The following is a 23,360-nucleotide window of genomic DNA, read 5'->3' on the forward strand; positions in this document are numbered from 1 at the left end:
CTCAAATTCTTCTACTTTGAGTCCAGTCAAGCTTTGAAACACATGAGGTTTATTGTGGATAGCGCCGTAGCTCAACATCGTAAACACCTCGGTCTTCGAGCAACAACCCTTCACTTCTAAACTACTCTATTTCCGATTAAGTCTACTTAGCGATCGCTAGATTTCGCTGAAGCGCTGTTATCTTCTTGTGTCTCATTTGCTAAATGTTTCCTGAATCCAACAGAACGTGTTGGGATTATGTTCAGGAATTTTGCCACTGTCACGTACAGTCACCCTGTTTTTTCACTTCTTGTCACATACATTTCTTGTCAAATAATAAGTGCAACATAATAGCGACAGGCAGTTTATGTCTTTAGCTAAAGCGTGTAAGTCCAAATTTACTAATCATTGAAATCATAGATTCTGCTGGAACCCGCTAACAACTAGTTACACCCTGAATTGAACCCTTTGAAAGTCTTTCTAAGATTTTTTATATCTGAAGATCGATGTTTTGTCTGTAAGATATTTTCATAATTCAAATGATGCTCGTCATCATTTGCCCCTAACCTTTAGAAATGATGAACGTCATTATTTGCCCAGGTATCCACGATCCAGCGCTAACGCAGAATTTTCTGGAAGAATTACAGCCAAAAAAGAGAGAGAACCTGTTGATTTTTCCGGTTCAAGAATTCGCCGCTTACTCAGCAGCGGCTATTTACAATTATTTGTGCGTAAATCTTAGTCCGCCTAGCTCCCAAGCATCACCCGTAATCTTTATTAGCTTCAGTGCGGGTGTTGTGGGGGCAATTGGAGCGGCTTGGCTGTGGCAGCTATCAGGAGGAACGGTTAAAGCTTTGATTGCGCTAGATGGCTGGGGTATGCCTTTGTCTGGTAACTTTCCCATCCATCGACTCAGTCACGATTACTTTACACACTGGAGTTCAGCGGTACTGGGAAGTGGCGAAGAGAGTTTCTATGCCGATCCGCCAGTAGAGCATTTAGAATTATGGCGATCGCCTCAAACTGCACAAGGTTGGTGGGTAAGTTCAGTAAAGGGAAAAGCGGAAACGCGAACCTACACCACAGCCGCTGAGTTTTTAGCCAGTCTGTTGCAGCGTTACGAGAATGGATAATATCGAATCTGGTTGATGACCCACAAATACGAAAAAACCCCACCCTGCCATCGCCTGCGGCTAAAGTGGCTTTTGAGCAGGTAAGCCGACAGTGCGCGGAAATTCCCTCGGCGTGGGTGCCACTTTGCGGAGATAAAGACAGTGGCGATCGCTATGACTACAAGGAGTCGTAAACCCTTCTATCGACTCAATGACACCACCCAATTGCACAAGCGCTGGTTGTAGAGCATTGGTTTCTTCTTCTGTCCACTGTCCTCGATAGAGGATGGCTAAGCCACCGGGTTTTAGTAACGGGAGGGCATATTCTGCACAGACAGATGCTGTGGCGACGGCTCTCACCAGTGCCAAGTCGTAAGAAGCTCGATGCTGGGGATGTTGACCAATTTCTTCGGCTCTACCAGTCAAAGTAGCAGCATTATGAATCCCCATCTGATCGATCAGAGTTTCTAAAAACGCGATTTTTTTGCGCGTGGCATCCAGTAAAGTGACGGTGCAATGGCTGAGGGCGATCGCAATGGGAATCCCCGGAAATCCTCCTCCAGTCCCAATATCGATAGCGCGTTCGACGGAGGGAAGGGACAAGCGATCGCTTGTCCCTTCCGAATGGGAGGATAGCAGGGGTGCAATTCCTCGCAGAGAATCCCACAGATGTTTTTCCCAAAACTCTGTAGGTTCGGTGATGCGAGTTAAATTTAGCTGGCGATTTCCTACCAAAATTAGCTCGTAAAGGCGCTGAAATTGTTGCCTTTGTTCGGCTTCCGGCTGCCAGCCTAATGTTTGCTGCCAGATGTCTGCCATTTCCGGCAACATTAGCGTCTCAATCTCACCCATGACCGCCAACCTTCAACTTTTTAAATTTGTGAATTACCCTTCGGGAAAGGGTTCGCCCTACAACCGTCCAAACCCCTTTAAGCTGCTGGTTGCGGCTCAATCACTTTGGCTTCTAATGATGCTGGCTCCACCGAGTGCAACTCTCCGTGGTTAATTGTCCAGCATCGATCGGCGATCGCTAACAAATCACCCGCATCGTGAGTGACAACCAACAGCGTCCAATGGGTTTTGAGTTTTGCTAATAAACTAACTAGCTGACGCCGCATTGACCAATCTAGCCCAGCGGTGGGTTCATCCAACAACAGTAAATGAGGTTGGCGAATTAACTGCACTGCTAGAGCAAGGCGTCGCTGTTGACCTCCACTCAAGGAATGCGGTGAGGTATGCAACGGCAGATGTGCCAGATTTACTTCTTGCAGAGCTTCCGTGACTTTTTCCGATCCCAACTCTGGATGCCCCATCCGCAGTTCTTCTAAAATTGTCCCGCCACAAAAATGCCGCTCTGGAAATTGAAAGACTAATCCTCCCAACTGTTGCAGATGTTCGGGAGTCAGTTCTTGGTCTCGCCAATAGAGGGCACCATCCGTTTTTTCCGCCAGACCTGCGAGAATTTCTAAAAATGTGCTTTTGCCAGAGCCACTTGGGCCAATGACAAGACCCAGATTGTTCGGTGCCAGTTCTAAATTAAGGGCTTTTAGAATCGCAGTAGGGGCAGCCGGGGGGTGATAAGTCAGGTTTTTGAGATAGAGCATTAATTACCCGAATAGAAAATAGAAAGCGAACTCGTCAAGGCATCCAGTTGGGAACAAAAAAGCCTTCTTTAATTTTGACTTAAATTATTCGGCACAAGAAAAACTGAACAAAACCTGTTTTTGAGCAAAACAAATTTTATCCGCGATTCCGGATCTCTTTATTTCTACTTTTATCCTTGGCATTTAAAAAAAATTAACTAAATTTTTCCGGAACCTGGAATTTAGTAAAGGCGTCAAACGCATTTAACTCTCTTTATCTAGAAGTGACTAATTATACACTTGTTGTTTCTAAATGTTGAGCCGAAGGGCGATGGTAACAGAATATTTTCTGGCGTTACTAGATAGCATTTAACATTGGAGACAGCATTCACTCAAGCGTAAGGTTTTGTGAGGATGACGATAATGGATCGATTTTCGGTTCCGAAGCAGATTGTTTCTGCGATCGCAAATACACCCGCGATTTGCTCTAAGCCTTCGATCGCGCCAGCGTCTGCACGTTTTGCTCTGCTCGCATCGCTGATAGCAGTCAGCGTTTGGTCTAGCCCTAGTCTAGCGGATGACCCTTTTCGCTCTAGCAACCCTCGGAATATCGGAGACAGTACAGAAGCTGCTTTCAAGGCAATCTTTGAAAAGGGAAACTATCTAGAAGCAAAGCGTTACCTACAGCAAGCGGAAACGCAGGAACCCAACGAACCCCTAGCATACGCAATGAAGGCGTCTCTCACCTACTCCTCTATTGACTGGAAAGGGGAAAGTGCGGAGAGCAAGCAACAAAAACAAGCTTTGTTAGATGAGTTTAAATTATACGCGGACAAGACGCTGCAAACGGCTGAGCAGCTTACAGCAAGCGATCCCTTGCGGGGAAATCTCTACACCGCAGTAGGTCATTTTTTACAAGGCGCTCATACGATTGCGATCGCGAATCGAGATGCAATCAAAAGTGGCCCGCAAGCTTTGAGTAAATTGCAGCAGGTATTTGAATACCTCGATAAAGCTGAAAAAGTAGCACCTGATGATGCAGAACTCAACTTGCTCAAGGGGTATATGGATTTGATGATTGCGGTAAATTTGCCATTTTCCAACCCCAATCAAGCGATTGAACGCTTAGAAAAAGCAAGTCCGTCTTATTTGGCTTATCGAGGAATTGCCGTCGGCTATCGGGACTTGAAGAAGTACGATAAGGCGTGGGAATTTGCGGAGAAGGCAAGTCAAATCACGCCAAATAACCCAGAATTGTTCTATCTCAAGGGGCAGATCCTGGTTGAGCAAGGGAAGAAGAAAAACAATAACCAAGATTTGATCAAGCGAGCGGTGGAGAATTTTGACAAAGCGATCGCAAAAGAAGCCCAACTCCCGGCGAACGTCGTCAAACAGCTGAAGCGAGAACGCGATAAAGCACAACGCCGGATTACGAGAGGATGAAGCCTAGAAGGATGAAGTATAAACGATAGGATGAAAGAAAGGATGAAATGAGTTTGCGGTTCCAAAACAATGGATTGAAGCCGATTTCTCGAATTTCATCCTTTACACTTTATACTTCACGGTTGATATGCAGGTAGTGTTCCGCGAGTTTAACCCTTTCGATCTGTGGATCTGGCTGGAGTTCAGCATGGTTCCCTCGGAGATGGAAAAGCAGTATGTCGAGGAGGTGTTTAACTCCTGGTTCTTCTTGGGGAAATTGGGAGGATTTAATGCAGAAAATCTCCAAGTCCAGGATACGGGTTTAGATATCAGCTACATGGATTACGATTCTGACGCAGCGGATAATACGATGGTCTCGCTCATGCATAATATGGGCGAGTTTGAGTACGAAGGGGGATGGGCACGGTGCTGGCTCGATCTGGGAACCAGTGATGCGATCGCGCTTGATATCCTGATCAACTCTCTCAACCAGCTGAACAACGAATACGTAAGAATTGAACGTTTGTACATTGGCGGCGAAAATGAAGACTGGCCTGTTGAGGGTAGCGAAAGTCGGGCTGCCTTTAGTTACAACGAAAATTGACAAAAACGATGCACAAATCAGGTGAAATTCGGGTGCTTGCCTTGGGGCTGATTCGGAACGACGAGCGCATTTTTATTTCCGAAGGCTATGACCCCGTTAAGCAAAATACATTTTATCGCGCCTTAGGGGGCGGCGTTGACTTTGGAGAAACCAGCCTCGAAGCACTGCAACGAGAATTTCAAGAAGAAATCCAGGCTGAATTAACGAATATTCGATATCTTGGCTGTATCGAAAATTTGTTTACTTTCAACGGTAAGCCTGGTCACGAAATCATTCAACTGTATCAATGTGATTTTGTCGATCCCAAGCTTTATCAGATTGAACGAACAATTTTTGCTGAAGGCGATCGCCAAAAAGCGGCACTTTGGGTAGAAATTAATCGTTTTACATCTGGCGAGTTGCGATTAGTCCCAGGAGAATTTTTGCATTACTTGTAATCTTGTAGGGACATGGCATTGCCATGTCCCTAGACCTAAAAAAACTACATCCCTCGCGGATTAAGATTTATCGGAACATACTGCTGACAGAACTATCTTCGTGAACCCGCCAAATAGTTTCGCCCAGCACATTGGCGACCGAAAGAACCGTCAGTTGTTTAAATCTATCTGCTTCGGGGACTGGGATGGTGTTGGTGACAATCACCTCTTCAAATATCCCGCTTGAGAGCCGCTCAATCGCGGGTGGAGAGAAAACTGCATGGGTAGCACAGGCATATACCTGCCTAGCGCCTTCTTTGCGTAACAACCGAGCGCCCTCTGAAATGGTGCCGCCGGTGTCAATCATGTCGTCTACTAAGACGGCTGTTTTGCCTTCGACATCGCCAATCAGATTCATTACTTCTGCTACGTTATGCGCTTGCCGACGCTTATCAATAATCGCCAACGGCGCATCGTTCAGCTTTTTCGCAAACGCTCTAGCTCTAGCCACACCACCTACATCCGGTGAAACAACAACCAAGTCAGATAGTTGCTTGTTTGCCAGGTAATTGATGAGGGCGGGTGAGCCGTAGACGTGATCGAAGGGAATATCAAAGTATCCCTGAATCTGGGCTGAGTGCAAATCCATCGCCAAAATCCGGCTGGCTCCAGCCTCTGTAATCAGGTTCGCAACCAGCTTGGCGGTAATGGATTCGCGTCCTGCTGTTTTACGGTCGGCTCTAGCGTAGCCATAGTAGGGAATGACTGCCGTAATTTGTCGAGCCGAGGCGCGGCGACAGGCGTCAACCATGATCAGCAATTCCATCAAGTGATCGTTCACCGGATGGCAAGTGGGTTGAATTAAGTAGACGTCACACCCTCGAATCGATTCTTGAATTTGAATGTAAAGCTCTCCATCAGCAAACCGCTTGCGAACCATTGGTCCCAAGTCCATGCCTAGATAGCGAGCAACTTCCTGAGAGAGGGGTATATTAGCAGAGCCGGAAAACAGTCGCAGACGATTGTTATCTGCTATTTGTGGCAGCGTAGGCTGAAGCGATATAGTGGGAGAACGGAGCACAGCAGACCCTCAAGAGCTACTTCGATCGCAATCTTATCATTGTCGCCGAAAAGACTTATCAAATTTATTTGTTAAGAAGGGATGAATATCTGAATCACTGGTTACAGAATATCTAAAAAATTGCTCTATAGACAAGAATTAGAAAGTTTTGGTCTTAAGTTTGAGAACCTAACTCTTCAATGCAGGTTTCTTCAGGGATGAGCCTCTCAGTAGAATGCCCTAGTTTTTTATAATCTTAAGTAAATTGTCAAGATGATGTCTCCGTATTTCTCCTGATAAAACATAAACTTTAGATCGCATAGGCAAGTCAAATGTACAGATTTCTAGACAAATGCTTTGATAATAAATAATTTTTTAACAAATAGAAAGCAAAATAAAAATACATTAAGGGAACGCGATCGCTTTTACTCGCATCGAAAAGTACGACTGATGGCTGCGGCGATTGACCCAGCTTCCAATCAGGCAAGATTGCAAGCTGATGGAACGGTGAGCGACAGCTTTTGCCAAAATAGATTCAAAAAGGTAAGGTAGCATAGCTTTGTCATAAATTGCATCTTGAAAAGCCCTTCTTCCCTAGTCCTTATTTATGCAACCCCCGATTGTCATTGGAACGATTCTACAAAACCGCTACCGCTTGATCGGTATTCTCGGTCAGGGAGGGTTCGGACGAACGTATCTAGCAGAAGACCAGGGGCGTTTTAACGAACGGTGTGCCTTAAAGGAATTAATTCCTGCTCAAGAATCAGCCTATGCGCTGGAGAAAGCAAGAGAACTGTTTCAGAGAGAGGCGACGACTCTTTACCAAATCCAGCACCCGCAGATTCCCCAGTTTCGGGCTACTTTTGAGCAAGATCAGCGGTTGTTCCTAGTGCAGGACTATGTGCAGGGGAAGACTTATCGAATGCTGCTGGATGAGCGTCGGAGTCAAGGCAACACTTTCTCGGAGGCAGAAGTGGTGCAATTTCTGCGGCAGTTGTTGCCCGTCTTAGCGCACATCCATGTTAAAGGGATTATTCATCGGGATATTGCGCCGGACAATATTATTTTACGGGAGAGCGATCGCTTACCTGTGCTGATCGATTTCGGCGTCGTGAAGGAGCTGGCAACTCGGTTTCAGCTACCAGATGTTACCAGACCAATCGCGACAACGGTGGGGAAACCCGGTTATGCCCCTAGCGAACAAATACAGGCAGGGCAAGCTTACCCTAGCAGCGACCTCTACGCTTTAGCAGCGACGGCTGCGGTAATGCTCACAGGCAAGGAGCCAGCAGAATTGCTGGATGCGACTCAGCTAACCTGGCAATGGCGCAGGTGGGCGAACGTCAGCGATGGGTTCGCTCAAGTATTGAATCGGATGTTAAGTTATCGACCGGGCGATCGCTACCAATCAGCTGGAGAGGTTGTACAAGCACTCCAATCTCTGACGAATACAACCGCCGCTCTTCAACCGCCACCCGCAACTTTTCAACCTCCACCACCGATCCAACCGCCACCCGCAACTTTTCAACCTCCACCAGCGACTTTTCAACCTCCACCTGCTAACCCGCAACCGTCAGCTCCCAGCCCCCAACCGCCCCGTCCGACTACTTCCCAAGTACAAACAGTAGCGGTAGGACGCCGACCCGATCCGGTGACACCTAACCAAAATACTCCTGGCAACCCGGTCAATCCGAATGCCGCCCGTCCAACTCGACCCGATCCAGTGATTCCCGAACCGCGCCGCTCGACTTGGGAAGATCCTTGGGCTGTCTTCGCAGTTGTAATCAGTCTTGCTTTATTAGCTGGACTGGGTTCTTGGGCGTTAGTCAGTTTTGTGATTAATCGGCAGCCTCAACCAGATCCAACGCCGATAGTTTCTGACACACCAACACCAACGCCCACACCAACGCCAACGCCCACACCAACGTCAACGCCCACACCCAGCTTAGAACCAGTAGCGTACAGTCAGCGCCTAAACTTAGTACCCGGTCAAACGCTGAATAAACAAGGAAATCTCAAAGGAAACGAAACTCTGAACTACATCATTCGTGGAGAACAAGATCAACAATTAAATTCCTTGCTGAATGACGAAGGCGTGTTAATGACGGTGTTGGGACCCGATCAAAACCCAATTAGTAACAATGCTAGGCGAGTCCGAAGTTGGACAGGAACGCTTCCCTTTACCGGCAATTACACCATTCAGCTAAGTCCGATCAAGGGGTTGCCTCAGAGCGACTATAACTTACAGATTAGCCTTGCGAACCCAGTCCCAACGCCAACGCCGACACCCACACCCACTCCGACACCTACTCCTACTCCCACTCCTCCCGCCGGTCAATTTGATACTCAATCGATTACCTTCCCTCCCGGCGAACCGGCTGTGCAGGTTTCGGCTCGAACCAGTCCGCAGCGGATTAAGCGTTACTTGGTAAATGTGCAACAAGGGCAGGTACTGAAGGCGGACATTCAACCAGGTGGGGCAACTTTAGATATTCGGTATCCCGATGGCACTCTCGTGGAAGATGCCTCTGGCGTTTTGTCTTGGCAGGCTCAGGTGCCTCGCGCTGGAAATTATCAAATTGATGTAATTGCGCCAGAGGATACACCCTTTACGCTAGATATTAGTGTTCGGTAATGGGTAATCGATGGTGGGTAAACCTTAGAAGATGGATTTCCAACTTTACAAGCTTCCAACTTCTACTGACAACTGACGAGTGACAACTGACGAGTGACAACTACTTTGAACGCGCTACTAATTACTGGAACCGATACGGACGCTGGGAAAACAGTTTTGACTGCGGCTTTGGCAGCTTATTGGCAGATGTATTGTCCTGCCAAAAGCTTAGGGATGATGAAGCCAATTCAGTCGGGAACTGGGGATAGAGAACTTTACAATCAGTTATTTTCTCTCAATCAATCTTTAGAGGAAATTAATCCGTTGTACTTCCAGGCACCCTTAGCGCCTCCCATCGCTGCTGAACGGGAAGGAAGGAGTGTTGACTTAGGAAAAGCTTGGCAAGCGTTTGAAAATCTGCGGCGTCAGCGAGATTTTGTGCTGATAGAAGCATTGGGAGGATTGGGTTCGCCGGTTACGCACGAACTCACGGTGGCGGATTTGGCTAGGGATTGGGGGTTGCCAACGGTATTAGTGGTGCCGGTAAGATTAGGAGCGATCGCCCAAGCGGTTGCGAATGTTGCCCTCTCTCGTCAGTCGGGTGTACACCTCAAAGGCATCGTCCTGAATTGCGTTCAACCTCGTACCGAACAAGAAATTGCCGATTGGTGCCCAAGCGATTTGATTGAGTCTTTCACCAATACCCCAGTTTTTGGGATTCTGCCCAATCTGAGCGACCTCAGCGATCTCGGTAAACTCGCTCAAGTTGCGTCAGATTTAGATATAGAGCGATTGATGCCACTTTAACCAAAATTCAAAGATAACCAAGGGTAGGGAGTCAAGTCCTGGCGATACACCGCCCTACCCGATTAATTCCTTCACGTCATCATAAATTTTTGGAGTCTGAATAAGATGTTTGCCACTTCTTTAAGCCCTCTTTCTGTTGATTCATCTCGGATTCGACCGGAAATTCAAGCATTGCAGCCGATGCTGGTGGAGTTGCGGCGGCTGCTGCATCAGCGCCCTGAATTAGGCTTTCGAGAGCATTTAACTGCCGAGTTAGTTTCCCAAAAACTGCAAGAATGGGGAATTGAACATGAAACTGGCATTGCAAACACTGGAATTGTTGCCACAATTACTGGTAATAAACCCGGTAAAGTGTTGGCAATTCGGGCCGATATGGATGCCCTGCCGATTCAAGAAGAGAATGATGTGCCTTATCGGTCGCAGCATGATGGAGTGATGCACGCTTGCGGTCATGATGGACATACAGCGATCGCTCTCTCGACGGCTTACTATCTCTCTGAGCATCGCGATGACTTTGCTGGCACTGTAAAAATTATCTTCCAACCCGCTGAGGAAGGGCCAGGAGGTGCCAAGCCGATGATTGAAGCCGGTGTCTTACAAAATCCCCAGGTGGATGGGATTATCGGGCTGCATTTATGGAATAATCTGCCTCTCGGCACTGTGGGAGTCCGTACAGGTGCTTTGATGGCAGCAACAGAAGGTTTTCGCTGCACGATTCAAGGCAAAGGCGGACACGGGGCGATTCCTCATCAAACAGTTGATTCAATTTTAGTCAGCGCTCATATTGTTACTGCCTTGCAGACAATTGTGGCTCGAAATGTCTCGCCCCTAGAGTCCGCCGTCGTTACCGTCGGGGAACTTCATGCAGGCAAAGCGCTTAACGTAATTGCTGATACGGCTTTCTTCACGGGTACTGTGAGATATTTCAATCCGGTTCTAGGAGAACTTATTCCGCAACGGATTGAGCAGATTATTGCGGGTATTTGTCAAAGCCACGGTGCCACTTATCAACTGGACTACAAGCGGCTTTATCCTCCGGTGATTAATGATGCCAAGATGGCGGAACTCGTGCGTTCTGTGGCGGAAGGGGTGGTAGAAACTCCGATTGGAATTGTGCCAGAATGCCAAACAATGGGCGGCGAAGATATGTCTTTCTTTTTGCAAGCGGTGCCCGGTTGCTATTTCTTCTTGGGTTCGGCGAATGTAGAAAAAGAGTTAGCGTATCCGCACCATCATCCGCGATTTAATTTTGATGAAACAGCACTGGGAATGGGGGTTGAGATATTTGTCAGGTGTGTTGAGAAATTTTGCAGAGTGGAGGATTGAAGGCTTGACAGGGTGAAGGTTTAAAGGATCGTTTGAGTCTGTAATTGCTAATCTGCTAACCTGAAACTCGCTGGCAATCTTTCTTCAATCCCATGAGGTGCTGATGACTTCTCAACTGCCAAATTTAACTGATTTGCAACAAGCACAGCAAGCGATCGCAGACTTCGAGCAATCCAGCGCCCCCAGTGTTTGGTCGAGTTTGGATAAACAGCAAGTTATTGCTGATATGCGATCGCGTCTAATCGATCCCTTTCAAGTAAATCAAGGGGGACAACCCTTCTGTGGCCCAGCATCGATTGTATTTGAGCTGGTTCGCAAACAGCCCCTCAAATACGTACAAATTTGTCGCAATTTATTTGAATCCGGCGGGTTTCAAGCGAGAAGCAGATTTATCCAAGCATCGCCTAGACTGCGCCAAAGCCAAGGCAGACTGCGAATGGGGATGGCAGATTGGATGCTGTTAGCAACCTTGCGCGAATCCGAAAACCTGATTTTTCCAGTCGAACCTAACGCTCCCAACATCATTCGGAATCTGGGCGGGATGACGAAATCATGGGAGATGAAAGGCTGGGTGAAAGAAGTGCTGGGCTATCGTCAATTTAAATATGCCCATACCTATATTTATGGCGAATTTGATGCGATGCGCGAAGCCGCAGAAGTTATCGCCAGCGGTGGCGTAGCGTTTGCTTTGGTTACGGCAGAAGGGTTACTCAGCAACAAACCGCCACTCCTGCCTTACCCGACTCACTGGATTTCCTTATTAGGCAATATTGTGATTCAACCAGGTAAACCTTGGCACCACGATAGCGGACATATCAGCTTCGACATCTACACTTGGGCAAGAAAGATGCACGTAGACGCAGCTGAGGGTCCATTCGAGGATTATTTTTGGGGAATTGTCATGGGGAGAATGTAAAATTCTCAAGGAATATTTCATCCCTTAGTAGATAGACACAAAAGAACCGAAAATATAAATAGAAATCCGGTTTCTAAAAAAACGGCCTTCTAAAATATCTACAATTTACTGAGTTATGAAACGACCTGCTGTGCGAACCTCTGCCGTATTTCTTACCGTTGCATTCTTACTGTCAGCCTGCACCCAAACGAACCCTGTGGGCACAAACCCCACTACTGCCCCTTCAGCAGCCCCAGGTTCATCTAGTGCCATTCCGATTGGGATTGCCTTAGCGCAAACCAGTAACGTCGCTCTCCTCGGTCAGGAAGGCATTGCGGGTGCCAAAATTGCCGAGAAATACTTTAATGACAAAGGTGGTATTGACGGTACCCCGATTAAATTGATTGTTCAGGACACAGGTGGAGAGGAAGCCGGAGCTATCAATGCCTTTCAAACTTTAATTACTCAAAATAAAGTTGTCGGCATTGTTGGACCAACTCTTTCGCAGCAAGCATTTAGTGCCGACCCCATTGCAGAAAGAACCAAAGTGCCAGTTATTGGAGCATCCAACACTGCCAAAGGAATTCCGGAGATTGGAGATTATGTTGCTCGTGTCTCAGCACCCGTTTCCATTGTCGCCCCTCTCTCGCTAAAAGCAGCACTCAAGCTTAACCCAAATATCAAGAAAGTTGCTGTATTTTACGCTCAGAATGATGCGTTTAGTAAGTCAGAGACAGAAATTTTTCAGCAAACAGTTAAAGACCAGAAACTTGATTTAGTAACGGTACAAAAGTTCCAGACGAGTGATACGGACTTTCAAACGCAAACCACCAATACTATTAACTTAAAACCCGATTTAGTGATTATTTCTGGACTAGCGGCAGACGGAGGAAACTTGGTTCGTCAACTGCGGGAACTGGGTTATAAAGGTACTATTGTTGGGGGCAATGGATTTAATACTTCCAATATATTTAATGTGTGTAAAGTTCTCTGTGATGGAGTTCTAGTTGCACAAGCTTATAGCCCCGAATACTCTAGTGAGGTGAACGCTGCCTTTCGCACCGCTTATCTCAATCAATATAAAAAAGAACCCCCGCAGTTTAGTGCCCAAGCCTTTGCAGCGGTTCAAGTGTATGCAGAGGCTCTGAAAGCTTTAAATCAGAAAACTAAAATTAGCACAATGCCGCTACCGCAACTACGTACAGAACTGAACAAGCAGTTGCTGGCTGGTACCTACCAGACGCCACTAGGTGAGATTGGTTTTACGCCAGTAGGTGATGTCAAACAAAAAGAATTCTACGTCGCACAGCTCAAGGTAGATGCAGACGGAAATAATGGTAAATTCGCTTTAGTTAAATAACGATAGGGTGGGCTTTGCCCACCTTAATCAAAAATATATGGATATCACTCTTTTTTTACAACAATTCCTAAACGGTTTATCTATTGGCAGTATTTACGCAATTTTTGCTTTGGGATACACTCTAATTTTTTCTATCTTAGGGATTATTAATTTTGCTCATGGGGCACTCTTTACTTTAGGAGCGTACTTCACTTATGCCCTGATGGGAGGAACATTTGGATTTAACGGATTATTGGCAAATGCAAGTTTACCGATAAAGCTTCCATTTGCACTAGCATTAATTTTAGGGAGTACGCTGGCTGGTTTGGTTGGGGTTGGAATTGAGCGTGTTGCTTTTCGACCTTTGCGACGTAAAGGCTCTGATCCTCTGCTGACGGTAGTTTCTAGCCTTGGTGTAGCCTTAGTAATTGTAAATTTAATCCAGTATTTGGTGGGAGCAGAAAGTTATAGTTTTCCTGCAAATACTTACGGTAACTTGCCTCCTTCTATCAACTTTGGTACGGGAGAAAACCCAATTCCTATCCGTAGCGTTCAAATTGTAATTTTTAGTGTATGTGTAATAATTTTGGCGATCCTCACTTATTGTATAAATCGTACTAAATTTGGTAAAGCGATGAAAGCTGTAGCTGAAGATCCGATAACTGCTAGTTTGCTAGGGATCAATACCGACTTTTTTATTGTCCTGACGTTTTTCGTCAGCAGTTTCTTAGCGGGATTAGCAGGGACTTTGGTAGGGTCTAGTGTAAGTATCGCTGGACCCTACTTGGGTATTGCATTTGGACTAAAGGGTTTAGCTGTTATTGTACTAGGTGGTTTAGGAAGTATTCCTGGTGCCGTCTTGGGAGGTTTAGCGATCGGACTTGTGGAGGCATTTGTCCCTTCAGATTATTCTGCTTATAAGGATGCGTTTGCTTTTGGAATACTATTCATAATGCTGATAGTTAGACCTCAGGGTTTGCTAGGGCGTCGGCTGATTCAAAAAGTATAGTTATTGGAATGTTAAATGTAAAACTAAATATTGCTTGTTAATTTTTTATTTTTAATGTGTTGCAATGAGTGATTTTTTGAACACTTATGGATCGCTGATCGTTTCTATGGTGTTAGGAGCACTACTAGGATTGTCGTTGTACCTACCGCTGATGACTGGACAGTTATCTCTAGCTAGTCCTGGTTTTTATGCGCTGGGCGGATATATTGCAGCGATTCTATCTACCCAGGTATTTCGCGTTAGTGGCGGTTTATTCCCGATTCCGCTGCTGTTATTGGAGATGCTGGTTGCTGGTATAGTCTCTGGCATGTTGGGCGTTATGGTAGGGATTCCGGCGCTGCGGTTGCGGGGGATCTATTTAGCGATCGCTACCATTGCCTTTGTAGAAGTTTTGCGCGTCCTATCGCTAAATTTGGATATTACTGGCGGCGCTGTCGGTATTTTTGGCATCCCCCAACCTTTCCAAACCCCTATCGAGTATTTGTGGATAGCGTTTCCTTTACTAATTATTAGTATGGTATTGCTTTATCGACTTGAACGAATTCGGGCAGGAAGGGCATTTACAGCTATTCGAGAAGATGAATTAGCCGCGGGGGCGATGGGAATCAATCCAACTTACTACAAAGTTCTAGCTTTTACCCTGGGCGCGATTTTGGCAGGAATCGCTGGGGCAGTTAGCGCCCATTTTCTTAATACCTGGAACGCCCGCCAAGGCACCTTTGATGCCAGTATTGTTTATTTAACTTCTGTCTTAATTGGTGGAACTAGAACTTTTGTAGGACCTGTATTGGGTGGTATGGTATTTACAGCTTTGCCGGAAATATTAAGGGGAATTGCAGATACTAGCGGTTTACCTACCTGGTTAGCAGGATTCCTCCGAGATGGTCGCTTGATTATTTTTGGGTTCCTAATAGTTGTGGGAACGATATTTTTCCCACAAGGCTTGGTGACGCCAGAATTGTTTAAGAGAAAAATGAAGAATAAAGCATGAAGGATGAAATTTCACCTTTAAAACTTGACACTTTGCCCTGTCTGGAAGCGAAAGCACTAATGCGCCAGTTTGGTGGCTTAGTAGCGGTGAATAATGTATCTTTCACGGTTCATAAAAATGAGATTTTTGGTTTAATTGGCCCCAATGGTGCTGGTAAAACTACACTATTTAATCTGATGACTGGGTTAATCCGGCCTTCCAGCGGGCAATTAGTCTATCAAGGCGAGGAAATTTCCCAGTGCCCTCCCCATCAAATCGCTGCTAAAGGTATTGCCAGAACTTTTCAAAATATTCGCTTGTTTGGTAATCTTTCGGCACTGGAAAATGTGATGATTGCGCGGCATATTCATAATAAGGGCGCTAATATTTTATCTACTCTATTAACTGGGCTGTTGAGTTTACCATCAGCGTCTAGGGGAGAACAGTTAAATAAACAAAAAGCGATCGCGTTACTGGATATGGTGGGATTAGGCGATCGCGTTGAAGAAAAAGCTCGAAATTTTCCTTATGGGGATCAGCGCCGCTTAGAAATTGCCAGGGCGCTAGCGTTAGAACCGCAAATTCTATTGCTAGATGAGCCTGCTGCTGGGATGAATCCTAGCGAAAAACACCAATTAAGCGAATTTATCCGAGAAATCCGCCAACAGTTTAACTTGACGGTAATCTTAATTGAACATCACGTGCCGCTGGTAATGGGATTATGCGATCGCATTGCCGTGTTAAATTTTGGTAAGTTGATTGCTTTAGGCGAACCATCGGTTATCAGAAAAGATCCGTCTGTCATTGAAGCTTATTTGGGAAATGAATGAGGGCTTTAAACGTTGATGAACGCGGATAAATCCAGAGAATCAGGGGGTGGGCAAGAAAAGTTTACCCTGCTAGAACTTAAAAATATTTTTGTTAATTATGGTGGAATTCAAGCTTTAAACGATATTAGCCTGACTGTCAATAACGGCGAGGTTGTCACTCTTATCGGTGCCAACGGTGCTGGAAAAAGTACTATCCTCCGCGCTATCTCTAAGATAATTAATCCTAGGATTGGTAGCATTATTTACAGCGGTCGCAATATTACTCATCGCCAACCTCATGAAGTAGTGCGGCTAGGCATTGCTCATTCTCCAGAAGGACGTAGAGTATTAGCACGACAAACTGTTTTTGATAACTTAGAATTAGGTGCTTATATCCACTCCAACCAGGAAGTCGTAAGGGCTGATATTGATCGTCAATTTGAGATGTTTCCACGTCTTAAAGAACGTCGCAATCAACTTGCTGGGACACTCAGCGGTGGCGAACAGCAAATGTTAGCGATCGCTCGTGCTTTGATGAGCCGTCCAAAACTGTTACTACTAGATGAGCCAAGCTTGGGTCTTGCTCCTGCAATTGTCAGAGAAATTTTTTCCATTATTCAAAATCTCCGCGATACAGGAGTAACCATCCTTTTAGTTGAGCAAAACGCTAATCTGGCTCTTGAAGTTTCTGATAGAGGATATGTACTTGAAGCTGGTTGCATCACCTTGACCGGAAAATCTTCTGACTTGCTTAAGGATGAGCGGGTTATGAAGGCTTATTTGGGATGATTTAAGATATTTTTTACTTTTATTTGAAGATTTATTTTTGTTTATATTTGAGCGAAAATAAGAGCAATAAATTAAATAATAAAGCTGTCCAAAATTTGGATAAATATAAAAACTAATGGGAGCTATCTTACCGATTTTGGATCTATAGTTGATAACCCTTTCTTGCCTGATGGTTAGTATAGGCGATCGCCTATACTTAAAATAAATAGGTGGGCACTGCCCACCTTACTCCTTTACATTTTGCTTTTTAACTTTTGCTTTCTTTATGGAACTGCCATCCCGCGCTGTACGGCTGGACGCTGCTGAATTGTTTCAAACCAGCGCTTAAGATTTGGATGATTATCTAGTGTTAAACCTTGAAATTCATAGCTAGCAACCCAAGGAAATGTGGCAACATCGGCAATCGAGTATTCATTGCAGATAAATTCCCGATCTGCCAACTGTTTGTCTAAGACACCGTAAAGCCGTAGGGTCTCTTTCTCATATCGCTCAATTGCGTAAGGAATCTTTTCTGGGGCAAACTTCTTAAAATGGTTTAACTGACCAAACATTGGCCCGACGCTTCCCATTTGGAGCATCAGCCACTCCAGTACTTGAAAGCGAGCTTTTTGTTCTTTAGGTAAGAATTTTCCAGTTTTCTCTCCTAAATAGATCAGGATAGCACCCGATTCAAAAACTGTCATGCCAGTATCTTGGTCAACAATCGCGGGAATCTTGCTATTCGGATTAATTGCTACAAATTCTGGCGTAAATTGCTCTCCCTTCGTGATGTCAATCTTATGGACGTTGTAAGGAAGCTCGACTTCCTCCAACATGACAGAAGCCTTGCGCCCGTTCGGTGTCGTGAAGGTATAAAGGTCAATGATGAGGTTAGATGTTCAGTTTTGCCGTTCCACAAGGTAGTGTAACTTGAAAATTGAGGGCGCGATACGTGCTACGCACTTTGTCAGCTCTGAATTAATTACCACGATCTATAGGGATAGCATCTCGTTACTCTGGAAAATTTAAACACTAGCTTTTCGATGCAGGTAATATCTCCGATTGTTAAAGATTTAGTGCTGATTGGTGGCGGACACAGTCATGCCATTGTGTTGAAAATGCTTGGCATGAAACCACTACCAGGAGTACGCCTGACGCTGATTACAGACACTTCTCATACGCCCTATTCTGGTATGTTGCCCGGTCATGTGGCAGGTTTTTATGACTACGATGAAAGTCACATCGATCTGCGTCGTCTTGCCCAATTCGCCCAAGCACAATTTTATCTTGACCGAGCGATTGGTCTAGATTTGGAAAATAATAAAGTTATCTGTGCTAACCATCCAGATGTTGCATTTGATCTGTTATCAATTGATATCGGCAGTACCCCAGCCACAATATCTATACCAGGTGCAGCGGAGTACGCTATTCCAGCTAAACCCGTAGCAAAATTATTAAGTGAATGGGATCATCTGCTGAAAAGTGTTGCAGAAACGCCTGAGAAACCGATACAACTTAGCATTGTGGGTGGAGGTGCTGGTGGAGTGGAACTGGCACTGGCAATGCAATCTCGCCTGCATCAATTTTTTGAGCATTCCCAGCAGTTTCCAGAAAATCTAGAAATCCATCTATTCCATAGCGGTGTTGAGCTTTTACCGAACTATAACCCCTGGGTGGGTCGGCGTCTCCAGAAAATTTTGATCCAGCGTGGGGTTGAGTTGCATTTAGGGGAAAAGGTGTGTGAAGTTCAACCGCACAAGGTTATTTGTGAGTCTGGTTTAGTGGTTGAATGCGCTAGCGAGGGGACTCCTGCTGAGTGTCGGGTTTTTTGGGTAACACAAGCATCGGCACCTCGTTGGCTACAAGCCTCTGGATTGGCTACCGATTCTAAAGGTTTTATCCAGGTAGATGATACCTTGCGATCGCTCTCTCATCCCCAAGTATTTGCCGCAGGTGATATTGCCACGATGATTCATCATCCCCGTCCGAAAGCGGGAGTTTTTGCTGTGCGTCAGGGGAAGCCACTGTTTAACAACCTGCGGCGGACGTTACTGGGGAAGCCACTAAAACCGTACAAGCCGCAGAAACAATATCTTAGTTTAATTGGTACAGGGGATGGTCAGGCGATCGCTTCTTGGGGCGCTTTCGGCTGCGAATCCCGCTTGTTTTGGCACTGGAAAGATCGCATCGACCTCCAATTTATGGCACGCTTCCACAACTTGCCGGAAATGTCAGCCGTTACCCAACAACCAATCCCCAAACCTCAATCCCCAACCCCTAACCCGCCAATGCGTTGCGCTGGTTGCGGTTCTAAAGTCGGTAGTACAACATTAGAACGAGTCCTACTCCGGATTAAATTAGAACACCCTGAAGTTGGTAATCGTGAAGATATTTTAATTGGACTTGATGCACCAGATGATGCTGCCGTAGTCAAGGTGCCAGTAGATCAAGTGATGGTTCATACCCTAGACTATTTCCGAAGTCTAATTAATGACCCGTTTATCTTTGCTCAAATTAGCGCTAATCATTGCTTAAGCGATATTTTTGCAATGGGTGCTACTCCTCAGAGTGCGCTGGCAATTGCCACTATTCCCTACGCCTGGGAAGAAAAGCAGGAGGAAACCCTTTATCAACTGTTATCGGGTGCTGCTAAAGTGCTGCAACAGTCGCAAACACCCCTGGTAGGCGGACACACCACAGAAGGAGCAGAACTAACTTTTGGTTTATCCTGTAACGGCTTAGCCTATGCCAATCAGCTGCTACGAAAAGGCGGTATGAAGCCGGGGCAAGTGCTAATTTTGACCAAAGCGCTAGGAACGGGAACTCTATTTGCTGCGCAGATGCGCTTGCAAGCAAAAGGTCGGTGGATTGATGATGCAGTCCACTCGATGCTGCTGTCAAATCAAGCAGCCGCTAAGTGTTTATTAGAACATGGAGTTACTGCCTGTACGGATATTACAGGATTTGGATTGCTGGGGCATTTACTGGAAATGATCCAAGCATCTCAGGTGGCGGTAGAGTTAGATTTAGAAGCCATCCCAGTTCTAGAAGGTGCCTTGGAAACGCTGGAAATGGGAATTGTGAGTTCTTTACACCCGCAGAATTTACGGGCATCCCGCCAAATTAGCAATTTATCAGCAGTTAGCGATCGCGCTACTTACCCTCTTCTATTCGATCCCCAAACTTCTGGCGGACTCTTAGCTGCGATTCCAGATGAACGCGCTGATGCTTGTGTCGCCTCACTCAAAACTTTGGGATATACCTACAGCCAAATAATTGGTCGCGTGACGCCACCAAATCTAGGCGTTCAGCCCATCTCACTAATTGTCTGAATTCAACGGAGAGGAGAGGATTTGAACCTCCGGTGACGTTGCCGCCACAACTGATTTCGAGTCAGTCGCATTCAACCACTCTGCCACCTCTCCAAGCCCTATCTTTATTAACCAAAGGTTAATAACTCAGCATTATCAGTATATACTAAATTCCGTCAATCTCTTCTGCCTAACGAATAATTTCCAGTAAAGCATCATGCCGCGACTTGAGGTAATCGTCACTGCATATCCATTTATTATCAAGGCAGGTTGAGTAGTTTCCATTCTGGAGAGGGTTCTGAAAAACATTATTAGCATCGGGTAGAGGCTTTCGGTAAATAAGCTATCGAAAAAAATGTCGGAAAAAATATAAATTCTCGCTGAAATACTTCTTCTCCCTCTAAAACCGTAGAAATACGGGGGTCATTTGTTTGATTGCAGGTGAATATTTTAAAATTAAAATTGTTTCGCTTCAAGCCTCAATCATTTTTTGAATGAGTAATGCCCAACAGTGCTTTGTAAAAGCTTGTTTCTCAAATCTCCTAAACGGTTATAAAAAAGGCTCAATAGACCTCTTGCATGAATAGGAAGAGGAGGCAAGCTCAAAGTTGATAATGGCAGCAATCAAGTTGAAACGTAAGCCAAAGCGCCTGCGCCGATTTCGGTAACGCTCTGCCAGGAGCAGCAAATCTTATTGTCTCAATCGGGGTAGTCTGAGTGCTAGGTCAGTTATCTATTTAAGCTTTGCCTCTAAAGCCGGAAAATATAACTCCCCATTCCTAATAGCTCATACCGACATCGTTTTCCGTTGCTTCCAGCGTTGTCTCAAACCCACCACTAGGAGTCCACTGGACTGCTCCATCACGCTCGGTTGTATAGACTTGGGTTTTGATTTTTCGCAGCTCTTGCGTCGTTTCTGGATCGATAGTTGCGGAGGCGGCGATCGCTACCTTGGGTTGCATCTTTTGCAATATATCAGCTTGTAAATTTTCTCCAGACCACCAAAGCACCTGGGCTGGAGGTAATTGTTTCAGAAGCGCTAACTTTCTTTCCTTTTCCTCTGGCTTAAAATTTCCCACCACTAACCAAATCTGGTTGCCGATTTGTAGTTGCACTACTGGTGGTTGGCTACTAATTAACTTGATGACTGAAGCTCCAATTGGTACACTCTGACCAACTGGCAAAGCTTGAGTTGGAATCTTCACGCCTAGAGTCGAAAGTTTACCAATAGAAGCAGTGTTAGCATAAAAGCTTGACACTGGGAGCCGTTCCAAAATTTTAGGCCAGCCACTTCTAGAACTAAGTTGAGAATCTGTTACCACAGCCCAGTCAATTTGATTGACGCCCTGCTGTTGTAAAAAAGGCAGCACAGTAAAATTAGCTGTACTATCATCCCCACTATTAACCAGGGTGACTTCTCCTTTGTCTTGAATCACCAAAACTGGCTCTCCCGGCGTAGAAAGCACCGTGACTCGAAATAAAGTTGCTTTTGTCTGCCAAACTGGGACAACCACTAAACTGGCAGCAATTAGACCCGCAAACCACCAACGCCGACGCCACCATTTGCTCAGCGAAGCCAGAGCAATTAGTCCGTATAGAGCTAACAGTTGCAAAATAGAGATGGTACCGACAGCAACAGAATTTCCTGGTAACTGGGAAAAAAATTCTACTAGCAGAATCAGCCCTTGGGATGGGTAATAGAGCAACCAAGCCAAGGCACTGCCAGCTAAGGGCCAGATCAATGATGCTAAGGCGCTGATAATTCCACCAATACTAATGATGGAGATTAAAGGAGTGCTGATTATGTTTGCCAGGATGCTGTAAGGAGATACTAGACCGAAGACATAAAGTTGTAGGGGTAAAACCCACGGAAAAACGGCTATCGGAAGCGCAATCAAAGATGCGATCGCGGGTGGTAACCAATCCAGCCATTTTGTAACCGTAGGTACTGCAACTAATAATCCTAGGGTGGCTAAAAAACTCAGTTGAAAACCTAAATCCCAAATCCATAGGGGATTAAACAGCAACAAGAGAGTGGCAGCAAGTAGGAGCGAACCCAGCGGCTTTACCTTCCGTTCCATCGCCAAAGCAATTAAAGCTCCGACACCCATCACTCCAGCTCGAACCACAGAAGGCTGCAACCCCGTTAAACCTACAAAAACAAGTAGGGCAGTGAACCCAATGATAAATTGCGATCGCACGGAAAAACGCTGCGTTAGAGCCACCACCACACCCAGAATCAAAGAAATTTGAAACCCAGACGCTGCAAGGGCATGAGCTAAACCACTCTGGATAAATTTATTGCGAACATCGTAGGGTAAATCTACCGCCTGATTCCCCAACACCATCGAACTGACCAGCTGACCCTCTGGACTGCCTAACCAACGTACTTGAGATTGAATGATCCGCCGCCGGATAGTCCAAAATCCCCAGGGACGTTTTTCTGGTTCATTAACAAAGCTAACTTGACGTCCGCTGAGACCGGCAAACCCACCTTCTCTTTTTAGGTAAGCTTGAAAGTCAAAGGCTCCTGGATTGGCAGCAGGCTTAGGTTTATACAAGACTCCAGTTACTGCTATTTCTTGACCTGGATATAAACCCGTCGCTTGCAGTAATGGCAAAGTCACGTATAACTTACCAGTTACCCCTTGGCTGACATCAGCAGGTTTGTTGTTGCCGTTCTTGACCTCATTTAATTTTGTCGCTTCCAGCCAAAACTGCGATCGCTGACTTTGCGTCAGACGGGGTGGAGTTGCAATCTTGCCTTGAACAGTTACAACCTGCTCTTGGCCTCTAATATTTTGGGCAGACACAAACTTGCTAATGTTATTCGCCGCTGGTTGCGGCATTCGCATTTGAAAATAAAGTGCCGCTAGCAACCCAACAATTCCAGCCACCAGCCACACCCTCGCTTTCGGGCCTGTTCGCCAAAATCGGGGCAAGACAACAGCTGCCCCAATCCCTAAGGCTAGTATTCCGTACTTCCCCCAGGGCAATCCCGTAGAAAGCAAGCCCAGAATATAAGCCAAACTTAAAATGACGCCATTGGCTAAGTTCATTAGATAGTCAAACTTATCTCAAGCTCAGTACAGCGTGCAGAAACAGCATACACATTGCTGTGCTTCCTAAGTAAGAATTGTGAACTGTCTGCAACACTACTTGATTGCCCCCAAAATTAGTCATACAGATAATAGACTTAATCGGAAATAGAGTAGTTTAGAAGTGAAGGGTTGTTGCTCGAAGACCGAGGTGTTTACGATGTTGAGCTACGGCGCTATCCACAATAAACCTCATGTGTTTCAAAGCTTGACTGGACTCAAAGTAGAAGAATTTGAG

Annotated in this window: 19 protein-coding genes and 1 tRNA gene; 14 read left to right on the forward strand and 6 right to left on the reverse strand. The window is 45.7% G+C overall.

What is annotated here, in order from left to right; all coding sequences use genetic code 11:
* Positions 1–557: 557 nt before the first annotated feature.
* Positions 558–1,112: a hypothetical protein gene (locus NC996_RS26545; RefSeq protein WP_190415999.1), complete on the forward strand. Its 555-nt coding sequence runs from the start codon at positions 558–560 to the stop codon at positions 1,110–1,112.
* Positions 1,113–1,172: 60 nt separating this feature from the next.
* On the opposite strand, the gene rsmG is transcribed toward NC996_RS26545, so the two are convergent.
* Both rsmG and NC996_RS26555 read right to left on the reverse strand, forming a co-directional pair.
* On the reverse strand, positions 1,173–1,943 hold the full coding sequence (rsmG, locus tag NC996_RS26550; protein WP_199303100.1) for a 16S rRNA (guanine(527)-N(7))-methyltransferase RsmG: 771 nt from the start codon (positions 1,941–1,943) through the stop codon (positions 1,173–1,175).
* 77 nt (positions 1,944–2,020) lie between these two features.
* Entirely contained in the window at positions 2,021–2,695 is a 675-nt protein-coding gene (locus tag NC996_RS26555; protein WP_190685948.1) for an ABC transporter ATP-binding protein, read from the reverse strand.
* A 402-nt stretch (positions 2,696–3,097) separates the two neighbouring features.
* Between NC996_RS26555 and NC996_RS26560 the strand changes: the two genes are divergently transcribed.
* The 3 genes from NC996_RS26560 to NC996_RS26570 all read left to right on the forward strand — a co-directional run bounded on the left by NC996_RS26560 (position 3,098) and on the right by NC996_RS26570 (position 5,137).
* Positions 3,098–4,117, forward strand: coding sequence for a Sll0314/Alr1548 family TPR repeat-containing protein (locus tag NC996_RS26560; protein ID WP_242037552.1), 1,020 nt, complete (start codon positions 3,098–3,100; stop codon positions 4,115–4,117).
* Between the two features lie 127 nt (positions 4,118–4,244).
* Entirely contained in the window at positions 4,245–4,700 is a 456-nt protein-coding gene (locus tag NC996_RS26565; RefSeq protein WP_190429656.1) for a DUF3531 family protein, read from the forward strand.
* An 8-nt stretch (positions 4,701–4,708) separates the two neighbouring features.
* A complete protein-coding gene (locus NC996_RS26570; protein WP_190415986.1) occupies positions 4,709–5,137 on the forward strand; it encodes an NUDIX hydrolase in 429 nt (142 codons plus the stop codon).
* Positions 5,138–5,204: 67 nt separating this feature from the next.
* Here NC996_RS26570 and NC996_RS26575 read toward each other — a convergent pair whose 3' ends face one another.
* The gene (locus NC996_RS26575) at positions 5,205–6,197 is read right to left on the reverse strand and encodes a ribose-phosphate pyrophosphokinase (protein WP_190415987.1); all 993 of its coding nucleotides are present in this window, start codon (positions 6,195–6,197) and stop codon (positions 5,205–5,207) included.
* Positions 6,198–6,783: 586 nt separating this feature from the next.
* On the opposite strand from NC996_RS26575, the gene NC996_RS26580 reads away from it, so the two are divergent.
* The 9 genes from NC996_RS26580 (at position 6,784) to NC996_RS26620 (ending at position 16,734) form a co-directional block, all read left to right on the forward strand.
* On the forward strand, positions 6,784–8,811 hold the full coding sequence (locus NC996_RS26580) for a serine/threonine-protein kinase (protein ID WP_190685953.1): 2,028 nt from the start codon (positions 6,784–6,786) through the stop codon (positions 8,809–8,811).
* 105 nt (positions 8,812–8,916) lie between these two features.
* Positions 8,917–9,597, forward strand: a complete 681-nt coding sequence (gene bioD / locus NC996_RS26585; protein ID WP_190416002.1) for a dethiobiotin synthase — start codon at positions 8,917–8,919, stop codon at positions 9,595–9,597.
* Between the two features lie 105 nt (positions 9,598–9,702).
* A complete protein-coding gene (locus NC996_RS26590; protein ID WP_190685956.1) occupies positions 9,703–10,923 on the forward strand; it encodes a M20 family metallopeptidase in 1,221 nt (406 codons plus the stop codon).
* Positions 10,924–11,026: 103 nt separating this feature from the next.
* Positions 11,027–11,839, forward strand: a complete 813-nt coding sequence (locus tag NC996_RS26595) for a hypothetical protein (RefSeq protein WP_190685957.1) — start codon at positions 11,027–11,029, stop codon at positions 11,837–11,839.
* A 115-nt stretch (positions 11,840–11,954) separates the two neighbouring features.
* Positions 11,955–13,178 carry an ABC transporter substrate-binding protein gene (locus NC996_RS26600; RefSeq protein WP_190685960.1) on the forward strand — a complete coding sequence of 408 codons (1,224 nt, stop codon included), beginning with the start codon at positions 11,955–11,957 and terminating at the stop codon, positions 13,176–13,178.
* Between the two features lie 37 nt (positions 13,179–13,215).
* Positions 13,216–14,166, forward strand: a complete 951-nt coding sequence (locus tag NC996_RS26605; protein ID WP_190685962.1) for a branched-chain amino acid ABC transporter permease — start codon at positions 13,216–13,218, stop codon at positions 14,164–14,166.
* 64 nt (positions 14,167–14,230) lie between these two features.
* Positions 14,231–15,157, forward strand: coding sequence for a branched-chain amino acid ABC transporter permease (locus NC996_RS26610; protein WP_190685965.1), 927 nt, complete (start codon positions 14,231–14,233; stop codon positions 15,155–15,157).
* The gene (locus NC996_RS26615; protein WP_190685968.1) at positions 15,154–15,966 is read left to right on the forward strand and encodes an ABC transporter ATP-binding protein; all 813 of its coding nucleotides are present in this window, start codon (positions 15,154–15,156) and stop codon (positions 15,964–15,966) included. The genes NC996_RS26610 and NC996_RS26615 overlap by 4 nt, the downstream gene beginning before the upstream one ends.
* A gap of 15 nt (positions 15,967–15,981) precedes the next feature.
* A complete protein-coding gene (locus NC996_RS26620) occupies positions 15,982–16,734 on the forward strand; it encodes an ABC transporter ATP-binding protein (protein WP_190685971.1) in 753 nt (250 codons plus the stop codon).
* Between the two features lie 263 nt (positions 16,735–16,997).
* Here NC996_RS26620 and NC996_RS26625 read toward each other — a convergent pair whose 3' ends face one another.
* Positions 16,998–17,600, reverse strand: a complete 603-nt coding sequence (locus NC996_RS26625; RefSeq protein ID WP_190685985.1) for a glutathione S-transferase N-terminal domain-containing protein — start codon at positions 17,598–17,600, stop codon at positions 16,998–17,000.
* A 156-nt stretch (positions 17,601–17,756) separates the two neighbouring features.
* Here NC996_RS26625 and selD point away from each other — a divergent pair, with 156 nt between their 5' ends.
* The gene (selD, locus tag NC996_RS26630) at positions 17,757–20,045 is read left to right on the forward strand and encodes a selenide, water dikinase SelD (protein WP_190685974.1); all 2,289 of its coding nucleotides are present in this window, start codon (positions 17,757–17,759) and stop codon (positions 20,043–20,045) included.
* A 6-nt stretch (positions 20,046–20,051) separates the two neighbouring features.
* On the opposite strand, the gene NC996_RS26635 is transcribed toward selD, so the two are convergent.
* Positions 20,052–20,138 (reverse strand) — tRNA-Ser (locus tag NC996_RS26635).
* A 665-nt stretch (positions 20,139–20,803) separates the two neighbouring features.
* Entirely contained in the window at positions 20,804–23,083 is a 2,280-nt protein-coding gene (locus NC996_RS26640; protein WP_190685977.1) for a ComEC/Rec2 family competence protein, read from the reverse strand.
* Positions 23,084–23,360 lie beyond the last annotated feature (277 nt).

The sequence above is a fragment of the Trichocoleus sp. ST-U2 genome (assembly GCF_039961875.1).
GTDB lineage: Bacteria > Cyanobacteriota > Cyanobacteriia > Cyanobacteriales > FACHB-T130 > FACHB-T130.